The organism is Deinococcus sp. Arct2-2 (assembly GCF_004801315.1).
GTDB lineage: Bacteria > Deinococcota > Deinococci > Deinococcales > Deinococcaceae > Deinococcus.
This window is the reverse complement of the sequence record NZ_SSNW01000003.1, coordinates 100,236-118,247: the sequence shown is the minus strand read 5'-3', so window position 1 is coordinate 118,247 and position 18,012 is coordinate 100,236. Positions and strand designations below refer to the sequence as shown.

The 18,012-nt window shown below is 59.2% G+C and carries 14 protein-coding genes; 7 read left to right on the top strand and 7 right to left on the bottom strand.

The features are described from left to right. Positions 1-255: 255 nt before the first annotated feature. Together E7T06_RS02535 and E7T06_RS02530 are read right to left on the bottom strand one after the other, a co-directional pair. The gene (locus tag E7T06_RS02535) at positions 256-1,137 is read right to left on the bottom strand and encodes an aldo/keto reductase (protein WP_136364284.1); all 882 of its coding nucleotides are present in this window, start codon (positions 1,135-1,137) and stop codon (positions 256-258) included. Positions 1,138-1,204: 67 nt separating this feature from the next. Further along, positions 1,205-2,221 carry a LacI family DNA-binding transcriptional regulator gene (locus E7T06_RS02530; protein WP_136364283.1) on the bottom strand — a complete coding sequence of 339 codons (1,017 nt, stop codon included), beginning with the start codon at positions 2,219-2,221 and terminating at the stop codon, positions 1,205-1,207. Between the two features lie 367 nt (positions 2,222-2,588). On the opposite strand from E7T06_RS02530, the gene E7T06_RS02525 reads away from it, so the two are divergent. The 4 genes from E7T06_RS02525 to E7T06_RS02510 all read left to right on the top strand — a co-directional run bounded on the left by E7T06_RS02525 (position 2,589) and on the right by E7T06_RS02510 (position 7,345). Continuing rightward, positions 2,589-3,851, top strand: coding sequence for an extracellular solute-binding protein (locus tag E7T06_RS02525; RefSeq protein WP_136364282.1), 1,263 nt, complete (start codon positions 2,589-2,591; stop codon positions 3,849-3,851). Positions 3,852-3,992: 141 nt separating this feature from the next. Continuing rightward, positions 3,993-4,970: a sugar ABC transporter permease gene (locus E7T06_RS02520; RefSeq protein WP_136364281.1), complete on the top strand. Its 978-nt coding sequence runs from the start codon at positions 3,993-3,995 to the stop codon at positions 4,968-4,970. Position 4,971: 1 nt separating this feature from the next. Next, complete coding sequence (locus tag E7T06_RS02515) at positions 4,972-5,850, top strand: carbohydrate ABC transporter permease (RefSeq protein ID WP_136364280.1); 879 nt, start codon at positions 4,972-4,974, stop codon at positions 5,848-5,850. Positions 5,851-5,983: 133 nt separating this feature from the next. Then, positions 5,984-7,345 carry a GH1 family beta-glucosidase gene (locus E7T06_RS02510; protein WP_136364279.1) on the top strand — a complete coding sequence of 454 codons (1,362 nt, stop codon included), beginning with the start codon at positions 5,984-5,986 and terminating at the stop codon, positions 7,343-7,345. Between the two features lie 89 nt (positions 7,346-7,434). Here the strand turns inward: E7T06_RS02510 and E7T06_RS02505 are convergent, their stop codons facing one another. The 4 genes from E7T06_RS02505 to E7T06_RS02490 are packed head-to-tail and all read right to left on the bottom strand — an operon-like array spanning position 7,435 to position 11,264. Then, entirely contained in the window at positions 7,435-9,324 is a 1,890-nt protein-coding gene (locus tag E7T06_RS02505) for a pilus assembly PilX N-terminal domain-containing protein (protein ID WP_136364278.1), read from the bottom strand. 52 nt (positions 9,325-9,376) lie between these two features. Continuing rightward, entirely contained in the window at positions 9,377-10,318 is a 942-nt protein-coding gene (locus E7T06_RS02500) for a hypothetical protein (protein ID WP_136364277.1), read from the bottom strand. A gap of 8 nt (positions 10,319-10,326) precedes the next feature. After that, complete coding sequence (locus E7T06_RS02495) at positions 10,327-10,767, bottom strand: type II secretion system protein (RefSeq protein WP_136364276.1); 441 nt, start codon at positions 10,765-10,767, stop codon at positions 10,327-10,329. Further along, entirely contained in the window at positions 10,764-11,264 is a 501-nt protein-coding gene (locus tag E7T06_RS02490) for a prepilin-type N-terminal cleavage/methylation domain-containing protein (RefSeq protein ID WP_136364275.1), read from the bottom strand. The genes E7T06_RS02495 and E7T06_RS02490 overlap by 4 nt, the downstream gene beginning before the upstream one ends. An 807-nt stretch (positions 11,265-12,071) precedes the next feature. On the opposite strand from E7T06_RS02490, the gene E7T06_RS02485 reads away from it, so the two are divergent. After that, complete coding sequence (locus tag E7T06_RS02485; protein WP_136364274.1) at positions 12,072-13,016, top strand: transposase; 945 nt, start codon at positions 12,072-12,074, stop codon at positions 13,014-13,016. A 127-nt stretch (positions 13,017-13,143) separates the two neighbouring features. Here the strand turns inward: E7T06_RS02485 and E7T06_RS02480 are convergent, their stop codons facing one another. Then, entirely contained in the window at positions 13,144-14,100 is a 957-nt protein-coding gene (locus E7T06_RS02480) for a helix-turn-helix domain-containing protein (protein ID WP_136364273.1), read from the bottom strand. 254 nt (positions 14,101-14,354) lie between these two features. On the opposite strand from E7T06_RS02480, the gene E7T06_RS02475 reads away from it, so the two are divergent. Beyond that, entirely contained in the window at positions 14,355-16,214 is a 1,860-nt protein-coding gene (locus E7T06_RS02475; RefSeq protein ID WP_240740809.1) for a sugar-binding domain-containing protein, read from the top strand. Between the two features lie 113 nt (positions 16,215-16,327). Beyond that, positions 16,328-17,431, top strand: a complete 1,104-nt coding sequence (locus E7T06_RS02470) for an aldose epimerase family protein (protein WP_136364272.1) — start codon at positions 16,328-16,330, stop codon at positions 17,429-17,431. Positions 17,432-18,012: the final 581 nt, after the last annotated feature.

The window sequence follows — 18,012 nt, the reverse complement described above, 5'->3', positions numbered from 1 at the left end:
AGTCGGCGAGCAAGGGTGGGTTCTCCGGATGACACTAGGGCGGGATCTACCTCTGGGTGGAGGCAGGCAGGGGAACTATAAAAAAATGCTGGCACTTCAGAGGAGGTTTTCAGCCCATCAGACAGCAACTATCGGCTTTCGCCCATGCGCCGAAGTCTACAGGTGGTGCTCAGCACAGTCAAGTAATACAAGATATTGACTTTGTGACCAAAATCTGCATTGGACGGTTGAGGGGAAGACGGTGGAAAGTTCCGGCTAAATCTCGCCCTGCCACTGGCCCGCATATGGCTCGAAGGCGGTCATCACCCGCTGAACCTCTCCCCTAGACAAAGGCCCACGCGCCACAAGTTCGGCGTTATGGGTCAGGCGTTCCAGCTTGGCTGTGCCCACGATCACGCTGTGGACGCCGGGGGCAAAGGTGCTGAAGCGCAGGGCGAACTCATCCCAGTCAAGGTTGCCGGGGGTCAGGCCGCCCTCCTGCAGCCGATCCCAGTACGCTTCCTCGTATTGCCCGCTGGGGCGCTCGGCAAAGCGCCACGCGGCGTTGGCAACTGGGCGCTTGGCGATCACCCCCAGCCCGTGTGCGGCGGCGTCGGGCAGCACGCGGCGCAGGCTCCACTGATCGACCACATTCACGCTGGTTTGTAGGCTCCCGAAGTGCCCAGAATGACCCGCCCAGGCCAGCGCCTCATTCTCGCCGCTGTAGGCCGCCACCCGAATCTCACCGCGCACGCGGGCGGCGTCCAGAGCGCCCAGCAACTCGTCTTGCCGCAGCGTGTCCAGCGGGCAGGAATGCAGGTGAAAAATGTCAATTACGTCGGTGTGCAAGGTTCGCAGGGCGCGTTCAATGCCCAGCCGGATATTTTCGGGCGTCCAGTCGGGCACGCCGTCTATGCCGTAGCCGCCTTTGGTCGACAACACGAATTCGCCGCGCCTTTCTTTCAGGTGCCGCCCGATCCGTTCTTCAGACAGGCCGTAGCCGCGTGCCGTGTCGATCAGGGTGATCCCCAAATCCAGCGCGTGGTGCAGCAGTTTGCCTGCCTCTTCTTCACCCAACTCCGGGCTGCCGATATGGCCCGCTCCGAAACCCAGGGCGCTGACGCGGAGGCCGGTGCTGCCGAAATCACGAACGATCATGGGGCACTTTAACGGCCCCGCCGTGCATTCGGCAAATCAATCTCCAGCAACGAATTCAAGGTTTCGCTTAGCGCCGCACCGCCCGCGTACTTTCCCGCACGATCAGTTTCAGTTCCAGTGGGGCCAACTGTGCAGGCTCGCCCGACATCAAGGCCACGGCGGCGTGGGCGGCGAGTTCTCCCACTTGCTGCGCAGGTTGGCGAATGGTGGTCAGGGGCGGCACCACGTAGGCGCTGACAGGCAGGTCGTCGAAGCCCACCACCGACACGTCGTCGGGCACGCGCAACCCTTTGCGGTGCAGCGCCAAATTTGCTCCCAGCGCCATCTGGTCGTTTCCGGCAAAGATGGCCGTAAAAGGCGTGCCGTTTTCGATCAGGTGCATGGTGGCGCGGAACGCACTGGTTTCCAAAAAATCGCCCTCGCACAGCCAATCGGGGCGCACCTCCAACCCGTGATCGTGCATGGCGTCCTGATAGCCCACGCGCCGCGCCACCGCGTCTTCCTGCGTCAGTGGGCCGCTGATATGCACGATTTGGCGGTGGCCGAGTTCGATCAGGTGGCGGGTGGCCCCATACGCGCCGCCCCGCTGATCGAGATTGATGGTGGGCGCGTTCACGCTGACGCCCCCCCGCCCCACCAACACCAAAGGCATGCGGGCGGCGAGGTCTTGCAGGCGCGACTCGGAAATCAGGCCGCCGACCACCACGATGGCGTCTACGTTGTGATCCAAAAACACCTGCAGCGCCTCTTCTTCCAGTTGCAGATTCCAGTGGCTGCTCTTGAACAGCGGGTGGTGTCCGGTGCGCTCCAAAATCCGCTCGATCCCCTTGATCATTTCGGCGTAGTAGGAGCTGCTGATGTCTTCTACCAGCACGCCTACCGTCTGGGTGCGGCCCCGAACCATGCTGCGGGCCACCGCACTGGGCCTGAAATTCATCTCGTCAAGCACGCGCTGCACGTTCACCTGAAGCTCGTCGCGCACCTTTTTGCCGTTGATGACCCGCGACACCGTGCTGATAGACACGCCTGCCCGCTGCGCCACATCACGGATAGTCAGATTGCGTTCGCTTCCTACAGAGGTCATTGCTGAAAACGTTATCACAACCGGTTACAACTGCATAGCGGGCGGAGTCAGTCGGCCAGGTAGAGTGACAGAATGCAGAAAAACCGTGTGCTGGGGTGTTTCGGTAGGTAGACACTCTGAGGGACGCGGCTTTTGTCCTCCCCCTTTTGAGCGGGCTTAGAGTCGCGGCGGTACCGTCTTGGCAGTTGACCGCCCCACTTGCAAAAAACGTTTTCAGTTTGTATGCTCAAAGGGATCAATAACCTACAGTCCTGACGAACCGCCGCCCGGTTCTGGCCCTCTTTCTGTTGTCCGACTTGTTCCAGAAAACGTTTTCTATGGCCGCGACAGTCTTCTCCGTCCTTTTCCCTGACCCCGGAGGTCTCCCATGAAGTACCCCTACACCCGCACGCTGGTTCTGGCCCTCTCCACCGCCCTTGCTTTAGGTTCCGCCCAAGCCCAAAAAACCACCATTACGGTGGGCGTGTTTCCTGATCTCGACAGCGTGATCAAGGCCGCGATTCCGGGCTTCAACAAGCTTTACCCCAACATCGAAGTGAAAATCAATTCTTTGGCCTACGCCGACCACCACAACGCGCTGACCACTGCCCTGTCTACGGGCAAGGGTGCGGGCGACGTAGAAGCCATCGATTTCGGGTTCGTCGCCAAGTTTGCAGAAGGCAACGGCATGACCGACCTCAGCAAAGCGCCCTTCAATGCGGGCCAGTTCAAGTCTAAGTTCGTGGGCTACACCTTCCCGCAGGCCACTACCCAAGACGGGCGCATGGTGGGGATGCCCACCGATGTCGGCCCCGGCTCCATGTTCTTCCGTACCGACCTGCTCGCCAAAGCCAAAGTGCTGCCCGCGCAGCTCAACGCCAGTTGGGAAAGCTACATCGCCAACGGTAAAAAAGTGGTGGCCGCCAACCCCGGCGTGTTCCTGATTCCTGACGCCTCGGAAGCCGCGCAGATTATCTTGCGGACTGGCCTGAAGAGCGGCGAAGGCATGTATTTCGACAAGAGCAACAAAGTTTTGGTCAGCCCCACCAATGCCCGGTTTGTGCGCGCCTTTACGGTGGCCAAGCAGATTCGCGACGCCAAGCTGGACGCCCGCGCTGGGGCCGCGTTCTCTCCCGAATGGACGACCGCCTTCCAGAAGGGCAACTTGGCTACCGAATTTAGCGGGGCGTGGCTGGTGGGCCACATGCAAAATTGGCTCGCCAAAGACTACGCGGGCAAGTGGAACGCGCAAAACCTCCCCGGCAACACGTTTGCCAGCTACGGTGGTTCGTTCTGGGGCATCCCGGCCCAGAGCCAAAACAAGGACGCCGCGTGGAACTTCATCAAGTACCTGACCACCAACCCGGCCCAGCAGGTGTTGGCGTTCAAAACCACTGGAGCCTTCCCCGCGTTGAAGGCCGCCCAGAGCGACTCTATGTTCAATGAGGGCGTGGCCTACTTGGCCAACCAGAAAACCCGCCTGCTGTGGCGCAGCGCCGCCGCCAAAATTCAGCCGATTGACGTGAACCGCCTCGACCCGGTGGCCGAACAGATCGTGAACGACGCGCTGAGCGAAGTGCTGAACGGCACCAAAGACATTCCGACGGCGTTGGCACAGGCCCAGCAACTCGTCGAGCGCCGCGCCCGCTGAGGAACTGACCCCCTCCTTCCCAACACCGTCTAAACCATCCGCGTCTGGGGCACAGGCCACAAGCCGCCGCCCCGGACGCCCTGTTTTTCTCCGCTTCTCCGACTTTTACTCTCCAAGTGCTTGATTCAGGAGGCCCACCGGATGACCGCTACCCCGTCTCCCCCATCCATTCCCCAGCGGGCCAATACTGGCTGGGACAGGTTCCAGCGCCGATACGCACCCTACATCTTCATCAGCCCCTTCTTCCTGCTGTTCTTTGCCTTCAGTCTGTTCCCCATCATTTTTAACGCTTACCTGTCGGTGCACAGCTGGCAACCCGGCAGCGGCTTAGGCGACATGAAATTCGTGGGCTGGCGCAACTTTTCCGACAATCTGACCGACCCGACCTTCTGGAAGTCGCTGCAAAACACGGCGATTTTGGCCCTAGAAAGTGGCGTGCCGCAACACCTGATCGCCCTGCCGCTGGCCTTCGCCATTCACATGGGCCTCAAGCGGGTGCAGTCGCTGGTCACCGCCGTGTACTTCCTGCCCTACATCACGTCTGTGGTCGCCATTTCGGTGGTGTTTTTTACGCTGTTTTCTTGGCAATACGGAGCGCTGAACGCGGGCCTGAACGCGCTACACAATCTGCCCCTGATCGGCGGCCTGTTTCCTGCCGAGAAAATCAATTGGTTGGGTGAGGTGCAGTACGTGCAGCCCGCGATTTCCCTCGTGGTGGTGTGGCGATACGTGGGCTGGAATGTGCTGCTGTATTTGGCCGGATTACAGGCCATTCCGGGCGACATCTACGAGGCTGCCTCCATCGACGGAGCCACCCGCGCCCAACAATTCCGCTTTATTACGCTGCCGCTGCTGCGCCCCACCATCTTTTTGGCGGTCACACTGACCCTGATCGGCGGGTTTCAACTGTTCGAGGAACCGTATGTGCTCACCAACGGTTCGGGCGGCACGGGCCAACAAGGACTGACCACCATCATGTATATGTTCCGCACCTACAACTCTTATTCGGATGCTGGCGTGGCCGCCGCCATGTCGTGGCTGTTGTTCGCCGTCATCGGTGTGCTCTCGCTGATCAATTCACGCCTCTTTGGCCGCAGCGGTCTGGCCGGGAAGGACTGAGATGACCTCTACTCCTCTGGCCGCCCCCGCTGCCCGTCCCCGCCGCACTTCACGCAATACCAAGCCCCTCAGCCGCGCCGCTGCCATCCTGTTACTCGTGCTGGGCGGCATTCTGACCTTGCTGCCGTTTTATTTCATGTTCGTGTTCGCCACGCATCCGCGCCAAGAAATCTTTTCGTTGCCGCCGCCCACTTGGTTCGGAAGCAACCTAGAAGCCAACTACACCAGTCTGCTGGAGCGCACCCCGTTTTGGCGCAACCTCTGGAACAGCCTGTATTTAGCCACCCTGACCACCGCCACCACGCTGTTTTTCTGCACGCTGGGCGGGTATGCGTTTGCCATGTACTCCTTCAAGGGCAAAACGGGGCTGTTCAATCTGTTGCTCGCCACCCTGCTGATTCCCAATACGCTGAATATCGTGCCGTTTGCGCTGATCATGCAGGCGCTCGGCTGGATCGATACCCCCCGCGCCCTGTGGATTCCCGGCATGGCGAGCGCCTTCGGCATCTTCCTGATGCGCCAGTATATCGGTACGGCCATACCTATTGAACTGGTGGAGGCCGCCCGGATCGACGGATGCAGCGAATTCGGCATCTTCCGCCGCATCATCGTGCCGCTGTGTGGGCCTGCACTGGCGACCCTCGGCTTGGTCACGTTCGTGCAGTCTTGGAACAGCTTTCTGGGGCCGCTGGTCATCTTCCGCAGCGCCGAAACCTACACCGCGCCGCTGGCCCTACGAACCTTGCAAGGCATTGCCAACACCGACTGGGGGGCGCTGATGTGCGGCGTGGCTCTTACGGTACTGCCGCTGCTGATCTTGTTCGCCATTGCCAGCCGCCGCCTGATCGACGGCCTGACCAGCGGCGCGATCAAGGGGTGACATAAACGACAAACACACTGTTTTTTAGCTCCTCCTCTCTATGGGGAGGTTGGGAGTGAGTGTCAGCGATTGCCTCTCCACATCTACAAACACGCTCTGTGCCAAACCCTCTCCCCTCTTTTTGGAGTTCCCCATGACCACCCTGCCCCAAACGGTTTCTACCCTTCCTCCCTCTCCCCCTGAAGTTAAAAGTTCTGACCTTCTGCGTTCCGATTTTCCGGCCAATTTCACCTTCGGCGTGGCCACCTCTGCTTTTCAAATTGAGGGCGCCACGCAGGAAGGCGGGCGTGGGCCGAGCATCTGGGACACGTTTTGCCGCGAACCGGGCCGGATTCGGGACGGCAGCAACGGCGACGTGGCCTGCGACCATTACCACCGCTTAGACGAAGACCTTGACCTGATCGCCCGCCTGAACGTGTCGGCCTACCGCTTCAGTGTGGCGTGGCCGCGCATTCAGCCCACCGGCACTGGCCCGGCCAACGAAGAGGGATTGGCCTTCTACGAGCGCCTGATCGACGGCCTGATCGAGCGTGGTCTAGAGCCGCACTTGACGCTGTACCACTGGGATTTGCCGCAAGCCTTGCAGGATTTGGGCGGCTGGACACACCGCGACACCGCCTACCGCTTCGCCGAATACGCCCGGATCGTGGCCGAGCGGTTGGGGCCAAAAGTCAAGAGCATCGCCACCCTGAACGAGCCGTGGTGCAGCAGCATTCTCAGCTACCAGATCGGCGAGCATGCGCCCGGTTGGAACAGCCGCCCCGCCGCGTTGGCCGCCGCCCACCACCTGCTGTTGGGACACGGCCTTGCCATGCAGGAAATGCGGGCGCTGAATCTGGGGGCTGAGCTGGGGCTGGTGCTGAATCTGGATTCGGCCTACAGCGACGCTCCCGACGATTTGCCCGGTGTGCAATTGGCCGATGGCACCTTCAACCGCTGGTTCCTAGACCCGGTGCTGCGCGGCCAGTACCCGCACGACATCTGGCTCCACTACGGAACCGACGTGCCAGACGTGCAAGCGGGCGATCTCAAGATCATGCAAACGCCGCTGGACTTCTTGGGCGTCAACTATTATTCGCGCACATTTGTGAGTGCGGCGGGCCGCAAGCCGCAGGGGGCCACCTACACCGACATGGGCTGGGAAGTGTACCCGCAGGGCCTCACTGACCTGCTGCTGCGCCTGCACCACAGCTATTCTGGCCTGCCGCCTCTCCTGATCACCGAAAACGGCGCGGCCTACCCCGACGAATTGGGCACCGATGGTCAGATTCATGACTCGGCCCGCGTGCAGTATTTGCAGCAACACCTCAGCGCCGTGCAGGAAGCGATGAAGGCCGGCGTCAACGTGCGCGGCTACTTTGCGTGGAGCCTGATGGACAACTTTGAATGGGCGTACGGCTACGGCAAACGCTTTGGACTGGTGTACGTGGATTATCAAACTCAGGCCCGCACCCTTAAAGACAGTGCCAAGTGGTATCAGGGGTTTTTAGGGTAGTAGAGCAGAAGCAAGCAAACGCGCCAGCCTTGGAAGGGGCTGGCGCGTTTTGCTGATGCATGTGTGGTTTGAGCAAAGAAGGGGAAGTTTTACCAAGTGCGGGCGAACAACAGCTGGCGCAGGTACACGAAACGGGGTGTCAGGGGCGGCAGGTTGTTGGCGTCGTTGAAATCGGTGTCGTAATTCCAGTCGCGGTTTGGTGCGGCGTACCGAGTCTGGCTTTGAGCGCCGATTGCGTGCAGGCTTGTGCCCAAACTGACGAAGCTGCCGCGATAGGTAAATTTCACTCCGCCCCAATCTTCGTGAAACCGGGGGTAATTTTGTAGACCACCGTTATAGGCTCCCGATTTGGTTTCATCGACGCCCGAAAGGAATGCGGCATTGACAGTGGTGGGTGTGGCGATTGGCCCAGAACCCCCTGTGACAGAGGTGCCTCCGCTATTTAGGTAGCTTTCCTTTATATCTTGAACTGCTGCGTTACTAAGAATGTTAATAGTATCTGCTATAAGTGCAGCGGGTTTTATATTAATGGAATTATAATCTCCTTGCGTATAGAGTGACTGATTGGTAATAACAGTCAGGCCTTTTATAGCTGGAGTGCCTGTCGTAGTGCCAAGTCTATCGGCGTTACTGATCTTAACACCATATTTTGTTACATAGGGTACTTTCTTTGTCGGGCCGCCGTCGGTGTTCGTCAGTGGCTCAGTGTCTTCAAAGCTCAGGTGTATGGCTAATCCGCCTCCGGTAGAGTCGTCTACACGAAGAATGTTTCCCGACGGGTCGAGCAATGTTGAAGTTGCCTGAATCATATCCATGAGGCGTTTTTGATTCACTTTGAGCAAGGTGACCATTGGCGTATTGAGCGCCGCCGGGGTTCTGGCTGAAACCCTTTCTCGCCCATCCCAAAAAGTGTTGAAGTCCACCCTGACAGCAGGATTGAGAGGGTCTAGTGCATTGAAGGCGAGAAGTGCGGCGGTGGCTGCCGCATTGACTGAGCCGTCTTTCTGCCTGACTTCCAAGAGAAACACATTAGTAGTTCCAACCCGTTTAGCGACAATCCGCAAATCTGCCCGGCTCCAAAGCTCGCTGTTGTTTGCGCCTGTAGGATCTGGGTTAAGGGTACTCATCGGTGGGACGGTCAAAACCTGTTGATCAGATAACACGTTTTTGTTGAAGACAGACAATTGTGCATCATTTAAGGCGGTAAAACCGTTGCAAGCCATAGCAATGGCACTGAATCTGACCGTTCCAGCACAGTCCCGGCCATCTTTGCCTGCTCTAAAGATTTTTTGTGCCGCACTAGTTTTGCCGGTGATATCCAGCGTAGCGCCTGCGTTCATATACAGGTTGGCATTGGTATGAACGCGCCCATTGAGGGTCATGACGGGGCCGGGGTGGAATTCGAGGTCATCTTTGTAAAAAGCTGCGAACTGAAACAAGGGCACCAATCTAGACTGGAACTTCATTTCTAAGGTTGCTTCGCGCTGGCTAATGCTGTTGAGGGCTTCACTGCGAACGGTGTAGGCGTATTGCGCGTAATTCAGGCCCGCGTAGGTATCACCGGGGCCGACGACGCCAGTTTCAGGATTCCCTGACGTGTATTTGGTGGTGTCCACCATATAGGTGTTCACGGTGCGGCCGTTAAGCGTGTATGCAATGCATCGCATATCGCCGTCACCCATGTTGCCAGCGACACAGGGAATGGCTCCCCCCGACGTATTGGGCGCGGTACCGACAGGACGCAGATAGCCTTTGAAGATTTCCCGCACCTGTTCAGCCCGCATATTCAGGCCACCTTCTGCGGCGTAAAAGCCTTCTACGCTGTTGCGGCTGACCCTGTTGGTGCGGACTTCAGTGGTGGTCATGGTCAGGTAAGCTGTCAGAACTGCCAACATCACGACCATAAAAATGAGGGCGGTCACCAACGCTATGCCCTCGGTTCGGGGGCGTCGGGGGAATGGGTGGGTGGAGATGTTCATCAAGCCTCCTCGGTTGAATTCGTGTGCTGAACGGTTGGGCAAGGTCATGGGGTTACTCGCTGCTGCTGGTGTTTCTGGGCGTCAGGCGTTGGCTGATGGTGCGCTGCACGGTGTTGGTGCCGCTGCCCTCGGTGACTGTCATGGACACGTCGAGGTAGGCGAGGTTTTTCCAATTTTTGGGTTTTCCAGTGCCGTCTACACCCGGAAAAGGCAGTGCAGCGACGGTGGGCGGCGTGCCCTTCAAATACGGCACGGCTTTAAATGACACCACTCTGGGTGTGGCAGCCTGCGCCGCTTTCCCACTGACGCCCAGCATCAATCTGCCTGCGGCCACCGAGTATTGGCGTTCTTCGATCAAGTACAGGCGGATGTCACGTTCAGGCGAGGCGGCAGTCGGTTTCACTGGATTGAAGGCACTGACCGTGCCTGTAAATTGCACCACCTGGGTTTTGAGCAGCGCTCCAGACGTTGAAGTTCCGGTGAGGGTCACGTGACTGCCCCGGCCATCGGTGGTATCGAACACGTAGCCACTGACCACGCCCGCCGCAATTTGGGCTATCCAGGCGCTTAAATCTTGTGTGCCTGTAGAGCAGGCCGCCGGAAGGTTGCTGACCCCGCCCGACAAGAGTGCCGCCGCCGGATTGTTGGCATTCACGTAAGCGCCCAGTACGTTGGGCAGCGGCGCACACACGGGCAGCGGCGAATCCAGCAAGCCGCGCCGGAGGGTCAGCACACTGTTTCCGCTGCCGTCCTGCGATACCTGAATGGCCGGGAAGTCGCTGTTCAGGCGCTCGCCCGCCTGCCGAATGTCGCTGTTGACGATATCTAGCGTGCTGCGGCTGTTGCGGTTGGCCCCGATCCTGGACTGATCTTTGCGGTACAAGCCCATCGTGCTGATGGTGGTGGTCAGTACCACACCCAGAATAATCATCAGCAGCAACATGCCCACGAGGAGTTCGAGAATGGTCAGGCCTTGCGTGTGTGCAGTCTTCATCCGAGTCCTCAGTTGTTGGCCACAGTGCTGTTGACACTGGTAAAGACCGTTTCGACAGTAAAAAGGGTTTTGCCGCCGGACTGCACGGTCGCCTGAATCTGGCGGGCATTGCCTGAGCAGTAATTTGGTGTGGCGACGCAGTACCGCAGAGTGACGATGTAATCGCGTCCGCCCACGTTCACGGTTTTGGGGGTGGCTGTCCCGCTGAGCGGCAAGGTGCTGGGGTCAGCGGTTCGGGTGTCGTCTAGCACCTGCTGCGCGGCAACGGTGGCCTGTGTATTTTGCTCAGTCCGGCTATTCAGCTGCGTGTTGCTGGCAATGGCTGTCAGCATGACCCCGATGATGATGCCCAGCACGGCCAGCGTCGCCAGCAGTTCTATCAGCGAAAATCCCTGCTCGGCGTGCTTGGGATGGTGGGACTGAAGCTTCAGGCGCTTGAGATCGCTCATTGGGTGTCTACGCTCCCGGTGAGATAAAAGGTGAGGGTACGGCTGCGGGCGCGTGCGTCGGTTAATTTGAGAATGGAAGGCGGCAGGTTGGGCAACTCTCCCCGACTGGTAAAGCAGACTTGCCACGGCAGGGTGGCTGCACCCGGCGCAGTGATGTTCACGCCGTCTGGCAAGGTGGTATTGACGTTGTTCAGTGTCGTCCAGCCTGTGGTGTCGCCGCAACGGGCGCTGGTTTCAAAGGTCAGGGCACGGGGGCCAGTCAGGGTGGCCCGCACTGCACTCGTAGTCCCCAGCGCCTGAGTCCGGGCCTGCACAAAGGCACCGGCCACAATACTGCTGGACGCTTCTGCATCATTGTTGAGGCCTTTGACATTCAACGCGATCAATGTCAAGAGAAGGCCCAAAATTGCCATAACAACCAAGAGTTCAATCAGCGTAAAGCCAGCAGATTGGCGGGTTGTGGCAGAAATGGAGAAACCCGGCGGTCGCTCGAACATATCGGCATGTTAAGTCTCCCCCATGCCTCTTATACGTGAAATGTTCGGCGCACCTGATCAGGTGTACAAATTGAGATACGGCATCCATTTCGTATCAAATGCTAACATCGCACGTTCAACGATAGGTACGGAAGAGCTATATGTTTTTTGACTATCACCTGAATGGGGGTAGAGGCCAGTTGAAGTCAACGCGATGACTGTTGCGCTTGTCATCACCTTTAAGCTGACCTCGAGTCAATTCCCAACAGCAATCGTGGCAAAAAGCGAGGACTAAGTTGAGCTTGACCGTCCTTTGAAGAGTCAATTCATCGGTCAATGGATACACCGAGCGAAGATTAGCTCAGATTTTGCGAAAAATAGATTCGCTTACGCAGCGATGGCGTTGCTATGCTTTGGCGGTCATTCCTTAAGGTATTCAAGCTGGATACCGTCCGTACAAATGCATTCCGCGTGTGCTGTGTGCCAAACAGCCATAATTTGCTTTGTGGCAAACCCTCTGACGGCCCGACACAAAGTATGAGAAAGCGTCCCCGGTAGGGGACACTTTCTGTTTGTGAAGACCGAACATGCCACCGGGGACGCCCCTCAACTGTACCAAGCCCCGTCTTGCCCCACCTCCACTCCGCCCTCTGGAACGACGTCCGCAACGCCCGTACTCTGGCGTGGATGGTCAGCGGCCTCGTGCTGTCCCAGAGCGTTTCCATCCCCTCCTGGCTCCCGCACATCCACTCCCAGGCCACGGTCGCCCAGAGCACTGAACGTCGGTGCCGCCGGTGGCTGGAGAATCCAGCCATTGACCCTGGGAGCGTGTACGGCCCCCTGATCACCCGTGCGCTTCGGGAGTGGGGTTCATCCACCCTGACGCTGGCGCTGGACACCAGTGTCTTGTTCGGCCGCTTCTGTCTGATCCGGATCGCTGTGCTGTACCGGGGACGAGCGGTACCGCTCGTCTCCCGCGTCCTTGAGCATGCCAGTGCTCAGGTCGGCACCGAACAGCTCCTGCCCATCCTCGCTGAAGCCAAAGGCTTGCTGGATTTCCTCGGGCTGCACGATGTTCGGCTCCTGGCGGATCGGGGCTTTTGCGACACGGCACTGATGGGCTGGCTACGGTTCTGTGGCTGGCACTTCCGCATCCGCATCAAATCCAGCCTGATTCTTGCCGCTCCGGACGGTCAACGGGTCTGCACCATCGGCAAGATCAAGCTCGCAGCGCGCGAAACGCGCTGCTTCCACAACGTCACCATCACCGGACACCACTTCGGGCCGGTGCATGTTGCTCTGGGCCGTCCGTGGGACGGCCCAGAGCAGTGGCAGGTCGTCAGTGATGAACCGACCAGTCTTGGAACATTTGCTGAATACGGCGAGCGCTTCCAAATTGAGGAAGGATTCTTGGATGACAAAAGCGGCCTCTTCGGTCTGGAATCGTCCAAGTTGCGTGATGCCGTCAGCCTCGAACGCTTGGTGCTGGTCATCTCCGTGGCGACGCTCCTGCTGGTCTCCGAAGGTCTCCAGATCGTGCAGCAAGGTGTTCGTAGAGCGATCGATCCCCACTGGAAGCGCGCCCTGAGCTATCTGAAGCTCGGATTGCGGGGGATCCACTTTGCCCTGAGCCGGGGTCTGGTCGTGCTCAGCCAGCTGACCCTCCAGAGGGGCGCCAATCCGGCGCCTCCCGGACGTCGGAAGAAATCACAGCCGAGCCCTGTGGACGCCCTTGAGGTTGGCTGGGTACTCAGATTTCGATCTCTCTCATAAATTGTGTCAGGCCGTCAGGGCAAACCCTATTGACGGGAGCGTTGTGTTTAGCAAGAGGGAACTGCTTTGCCGAATCTCAAAGATCTTGCCCCCCTGGGTAACCGCCAAAAGCGTGTGGAACGGCCCCTCAACCAGACTTCTGCGCGTCTCCGAAGGCGTAGCGCAGGCGCATCAGCAGATCTTGCGGGTAATTGCCGAAGTGACGGCCAAACAGGTTCAGACCGCCTTGATGCCGGGCGTCTGGCTTAACGCCGAGGCGGATACGGATGTGGTTGCTCTGATCGAGCCGCAGTTGCTCCAGCGTTACGCCCGACAGCCTTTCGCCGTCGATATGAGCGCCCTCCAGCGTCACGCGCCAGCGTTTCAGAAAGCCGTGTGTGGTCTGATTGGCGTCCCACCACGCGGGGGTCAGGTGGGCACGCACGCCGCCCAGATCGCCGGGGCAAGTCCAGGTGCCTACCTCCGTTTCGTTCACCCACAGCGTCAGGTCGGAGGGCCAATCGGCGTTGTATTTGGGCGCTTCCGAGCAGACTTCCATGCTCAGCTCGAACTCGGTGGCCGCCGCGCCAAGGGGCAGATTGTTGGGAAAGGTGTATTCCACATGCCCCGCTTTGCCGAACCAGAGCGCCTGTGCAAACACATGTTCCGGCTCGAAAAAGGCGCGGGGATCGTCGAGCATTCCAATCAATTTGTGTTCTGCCGACAGGCCACAGGTCGGCTGGACGCTGATCTGGGTGTAGTTGCCGATGGGCATACTCACCTCTACAACGTCATCCGCCGCCTCCACCTCTGCGCCGGGCAGCCGGAATTCCAACTGGTCGTACCGCTTGCTGATGAGTTTTTGAGAGCCGCGTGTGCCGGGCAAGTATTCCACTTCCAGCAGTCCTGCTGCCTCTAAATGCTTGATGTGAAAGCTCACTGTGGAATGGGGGAGGCCCAGTGCCGCCGTCAGTTCGGTCAGATTCAGCACATTGTGTGACAGCAGGCTCAAGATTTGCAGCCGCGTATCCGAATTCAGCGCATGGGCCACCAACTTCAGGTCGCCGCCCTCCACGACCCTGTGCTTCCTGAACAGACCATCCATGCAGTTCCTCCGTGTAGCACGCATTTTTTAGCGTCGCCGCCTATCCTAACAGACTCAGCCTCGCTTGAGTTTTGCAGCCTTCATCGGCCCTTCCCCAGATCGGTCAATTGCTCAAGCTGGCGCACTCCTCTTTGTGTCTGGCGTTACTATCAAAATATCTTGACAATTAGCAACTTCGCTCTTAACATTAATCCTAACTTTAGATGTATTCGCCGGATGCCTGCACCACCGAGCAAGCGCCGATCAGGAGAAGCATGCAAAAAATTCATCCCCGTCCCCTCATGCAGCGCGACCAGTGGTTCGATCTGGACGGAGCTTGGGCCTTTGCCCTCGACTCCAGCGCGGTGCATACCCACCCCAGCGCGGTGGGCTTCGACCGCCAGATCACGGTGCCTTACCCACCCGAAAGCGTGGCGAGCGGCATTCATTTGCAGGCGCACGGGCGGGCGGTGTGGTACCGGCGCACGGTGGACTGCGCCGAGCAATGGGGAACGGTGAAAGCGGGGGAGCGCACCCTACTGCATTTCGGCGCGGTAGATTACTGCGCCACTGTCTGGATCAACGGGCAAGAGGTCACGCAGCACAGCGGCGGCCACACGTCGTTCTCGGTGGATATCAGCGCCTTTGCCGCCGCGCCCTTTGAACTGACGGTGCGGGCCGAAGACGATCCCCTGGCCCTCGATCAGCCACGCGGCAAGCAGGATTGGCTGACCGAGCCGCACTCCATCTGGTATCCGCGCACCACCGGCATTTGGCAAACCGTCTGGCTGGAACGCGTGCCCGCCAGTGCCGTGCAGAGCCTGGAATTCGAACCCGACTTGAATACGTGGGGCGTGCATGTGCGCTTGCAAGTGGCCGGATTCCGCCCCGGCATGAAGGCGCGGGTGGTGCTGAAAGCGGCTGGGACGGTGCTGGAAGGAACAGGCTTGGAAGAGGTGCTGGCCGACGACATCTACACCCTGTCCAGCCCTGAACTGCACCGGGTCATTCCCTTGCTCGACGGCGGCATCGACAGTCACCGCAACGGGCTGCTGTGGAGTCCCGAACATCCCCAACTGATCGACGCCAGCGTGGAACTGCTGCACGGCGGCGAGGTGTTAGACCACGTGACGGGCTATACCGCCCTGCGCTCCGTGACCATCGAACAGGGCCGCTTTCTCCTGAACGGTTCGCCGTACCCCCTGCGGATGGTGCTGGATCAAGGCTACTGGCCCGAATCCCTGATGACCGCCACCGCCGAGGAACACCGCACCGACGTAGAACTGACGCGGCGACTGGGCTTTAACGGCGTCCGTAAGCACCAGAAGCTGGAAGACCCGCGCTACCTGTACTGGGCAGACCGCCTCGGCCTCTTGGTGTGGGCCGAGATGCCGAGTGCTTACCGCCTGAGTGACCGCAGCATTCACGCCATCACCAAAGAGTGGCTGGAAGCCGTACAGCGCGACCGGGGCCACCCCTGCATCGTGGCGTGGGTGCCCTTCAACGAGTCGTGGGGCGTGCCCGATCTGACGCGCCGCAACCGCTCGCGTACCTTCGTGCGGGCGCTGTACAACCTGACGCGCACCCTGGACCCCACCCGCCCGGTCATTGGCAACGACGGCTGGGAAAACGACGCCACCGACATCCTGACCATTCACGATTACACCCCTGATTCGGACGTGATCTTGGAACGCTACAGCTCCCGCGAGCGCATCCGTGAAACGCTGCTGCACGCCCGGCCCGGCGGCCGCAACCTGCTGCTCGATCCCGCGCTGGCCGACCAAAACCTGCCTGTGATGATCACTGAATTTGGCGGCATCGCCTATATCACCGACGCCAAACGGGGCTGGGGCTACAGCCACGCCAACGACGACGAAACTTTTACCGCCCATTACGAGGCGCTGCTCGGAGCGGTTCACGAGTGCGCCCACATCGCGGGCTTCTGCTACACGCAACTCACCGATACTTTTCAGGAAAAGAACGGCCTGCTCGACGAATATCGGCGTCCCAAAGGCGACGCGGCGCGGCTGATGCTGGCGACTCGCGGCCCCCGTGACGCCCGCACCATCGATGAAACCTTAATTCCTGATCCCTTCGGCTACAGCTTAGAGTGGCAGGCCAAGCAACTGCTGTAATAGCCTGAACACAGCGCAGGCGGAACGCACCCGGCACCGTGTTCAGATTGTGCCGAGGTGCGTTTCGCCTGTTGTTGCCTTCCCACCGCGCCCACTTCCCGAGGACTGAACCCATGACCCTGAATCCTGAACCGACCGTAACCCAGACCCCTTGGGGCCAGACTTTCGCAGGCGAACCCGTGACCCTGTACACGCTGCACAACGCCGGAATGCGGGTGCGGATCATCAATTACGGCGGCGTGATCGTGGGCGTAGACGCGCCAGACCGGGATGGAACCTTGGCCGATGTGACGCTGGGCCACGACGAACTCACGCCGTACCTGAGCCGTGATCAGTCGCCGTATTTCGGAGCCTTGATCGGGCGCTACGGCAACCGGATCGCACGCGGGAAGTTCGAGCTGGACGGCAAAGCTTATGCCTTGGCCTGCAATAACGGCCTGAATGCCTTGCACGGTGGGCCGGGGGGATTCGATCAGCAACTGTGGCAGGCCGAACCCAGTGTTGACCAACCCAGCACCAGCTCTGCCGGAGCCAGCCTGACTCTCAGCCGGGTCAGCGAAGACGGCGAGGAAGGCTATCCGGGCCGCCTGAGTGTCACCGTGACTTACACGCTCACGCCCGACCACACGCTCAGAATTGACTACACCGCACAGACCGACCGGCCCACTATCGTCAACCTGACCAACCACACGTACTGGAATTTGGGCGGCGGCGTCCGCAATGTGCTGGATCATCTGCTGAGCGTGCAGGCCGACACTTATACGCCGACTGATGAAACCCAGATTCCTACGGGCGAACTGGCGGACGTAACAGGCACGCCCTTCGATCTGCGTCAGCCCACGTTGCTTGAGGACGCACTGGCCGTACCAAACGAGCAACTGGCGCGGGCAGGCGGCTTCGATCACAACTTCGTGCTGAGTCGTTCGGCGGGCGGTGATTCGGGGCCTGTCACCGTGCTGTTTCATCCTGCTTCTGGCCGACGCCTCAGCGTCAGCACCACCGAACCCGGCATGCAGGTGTATTCGGGCAACTTTCTGGACGGCAGCATTCGGGGCAAAGGCGGGCAAGTGTACGGCCACCGTTGGTCGGTGTGCTTGGAAACCCAGCACTTCCCCGACAGTCCCAACCAACCGCACTTTCCCTCTACACGCCTAGAGCCGGGGCAAACGTACCAGTCCAGCACCAGTTACGCTTTTTCGGTGGACAAAGCCGAGTAGCAGTTGCAGTAAACTTGGGCTGATCTCTAGCCGTTCGGGACAGCGCAAAGTCCCGATTGGGTATCACTCCTTCACATCACCTCCCCCGGAGCCGACAGCGTTAATGTTGTCGGCTCGCTTCTTTTGGCCTGCTTTTCACGTGTCGTCGTGAAGCGTCTGGGACTCTTCGCTGACGTCTACAAACAGAGCATTACCCGCAGAAATCCTGCTCCATCTGTTCAACGCTCCCGTGTCAATGGCCCCGTGACCCTACAGATGAGATTGCTGCGCCTTAATGTCACGGCAAGATGAAGCCCGGAAGAATGTTTATTTATCCACAACATCGGGTCACAACCATCCCAAACGGAAGGTGCTAGGTAGCTAAAGGCCCGAAAAGACATCAAAAATTTTTGTCAGATTATGACAAGAGTGCGAAAGAGTACTTATTAACCCAGGCCCTCTTCTCATGAGAAGCGTAATTTCGGCCAAATGGTTTAGACATTTTTAACAGCGTCCATAGATTAATGACCGTTAACGTAAGCCTGTCCTTGAGATCAGTTGGTCTTACAGGAATGGATGAGCGACTAAAGACCCACCTGTTC

Excerpts from the sequence above, each read along its gene's own strand:
- E7T06_RS02535 (WP_136364284.1), bottom strand. The coding sequence starts at position 1,137 with ATGATCGTTCGTGATTTCGGCAGCACCGGCCTCCGCGTCAGCGCCCTG.
- E7T06_RS02530 (WP_136364283.1), bottom strand. The coding sequence starts at position 2,221 with ATGACCTCTGTAGGAAGCGAACGCAATCTGACTATCCGTGATGTGGCG.
- E7T06_RS02525 (WP_136364282.1), top strand. The coding sequence starts at position 2,589 with ATGAAGTACCCCTACACCCGCACGCTGGTTCTGGCCCTCTCCACCGCC.
- E7T06_RS02520 (WP_136364281.1), top strand. The coding sequence starts at position 3,993 with ATGACCGCTACCCCGTCTCCCCCATCCATTCCCCAGCGGGCCAATACT.
- E7T06_RS02515 (WP_136364280.1), top strand. The coding sequence starts at position 4,972 with ATGACCTCTACTCCTCTGGCCGCCCCCGCTGCCCGTCCCCGCCGCACT.
- E7T06_RS02510 (WP_136364279.1), top strand. The coding sequence starts at position 5,984 with ATGACCACCCTGCCCCAAACGGTTTCTACCCTTCCTCCCTCTCCCCCT.
- E7T06_RS02505 (WP_136364278.1), bottom strand. The coding sequence starts at position 9,324 with ATGAACATCTCCACCCACCCATTCCCCCGACGCCCCCGAACCGAGGGC.
- E7T06_RS02500 (WP_136364277.1), bottom strand. The coding sequence starts at position 10,318 with ATGAAGACTGCACACACGCAAGGCCTGACCATTCTCGAACTCCTCGTG.
- E7T06_RS02495 (WP_136364276.1), bottom strand. The coding sequence starts at position 10,767 with ATGAGCGATCTCAAGCGCCTGAAGCTTCAGTCCCACCATCCCAAGCAC.
- E7T06_RS02490 (WP_136364275.1), bottom strand. The coding sequence starts at position 11,264 with ATGTTCGAGCGACCGCCGGGTTTCTCCATTTCTGCCACAACCCGCCAA.
- E7T06_RS02480 (WP_136364273.1), bottom strand. The coding sequence starts at position 14,100 with ATGGATGGTCTGTTCAGGAAGCACAGGGTCGTGGAGGGCGGCGACCTG.
- E7T06_RS02475 (WP_240740809.1), top strand. The coding sequence starts at position 14,355 with ATGCAAAAAATTCATCCCCGTCCCCTCATGCAGCGCGACCAGTGGTTC.
- E7T06_RS02470 (WP_136364272.1), top strand. The coding sequence starts at position 16,328 with ATGACCCTGAATCCTGAACCGACCGTAACCCAGACCCCTTGGGGCCAG.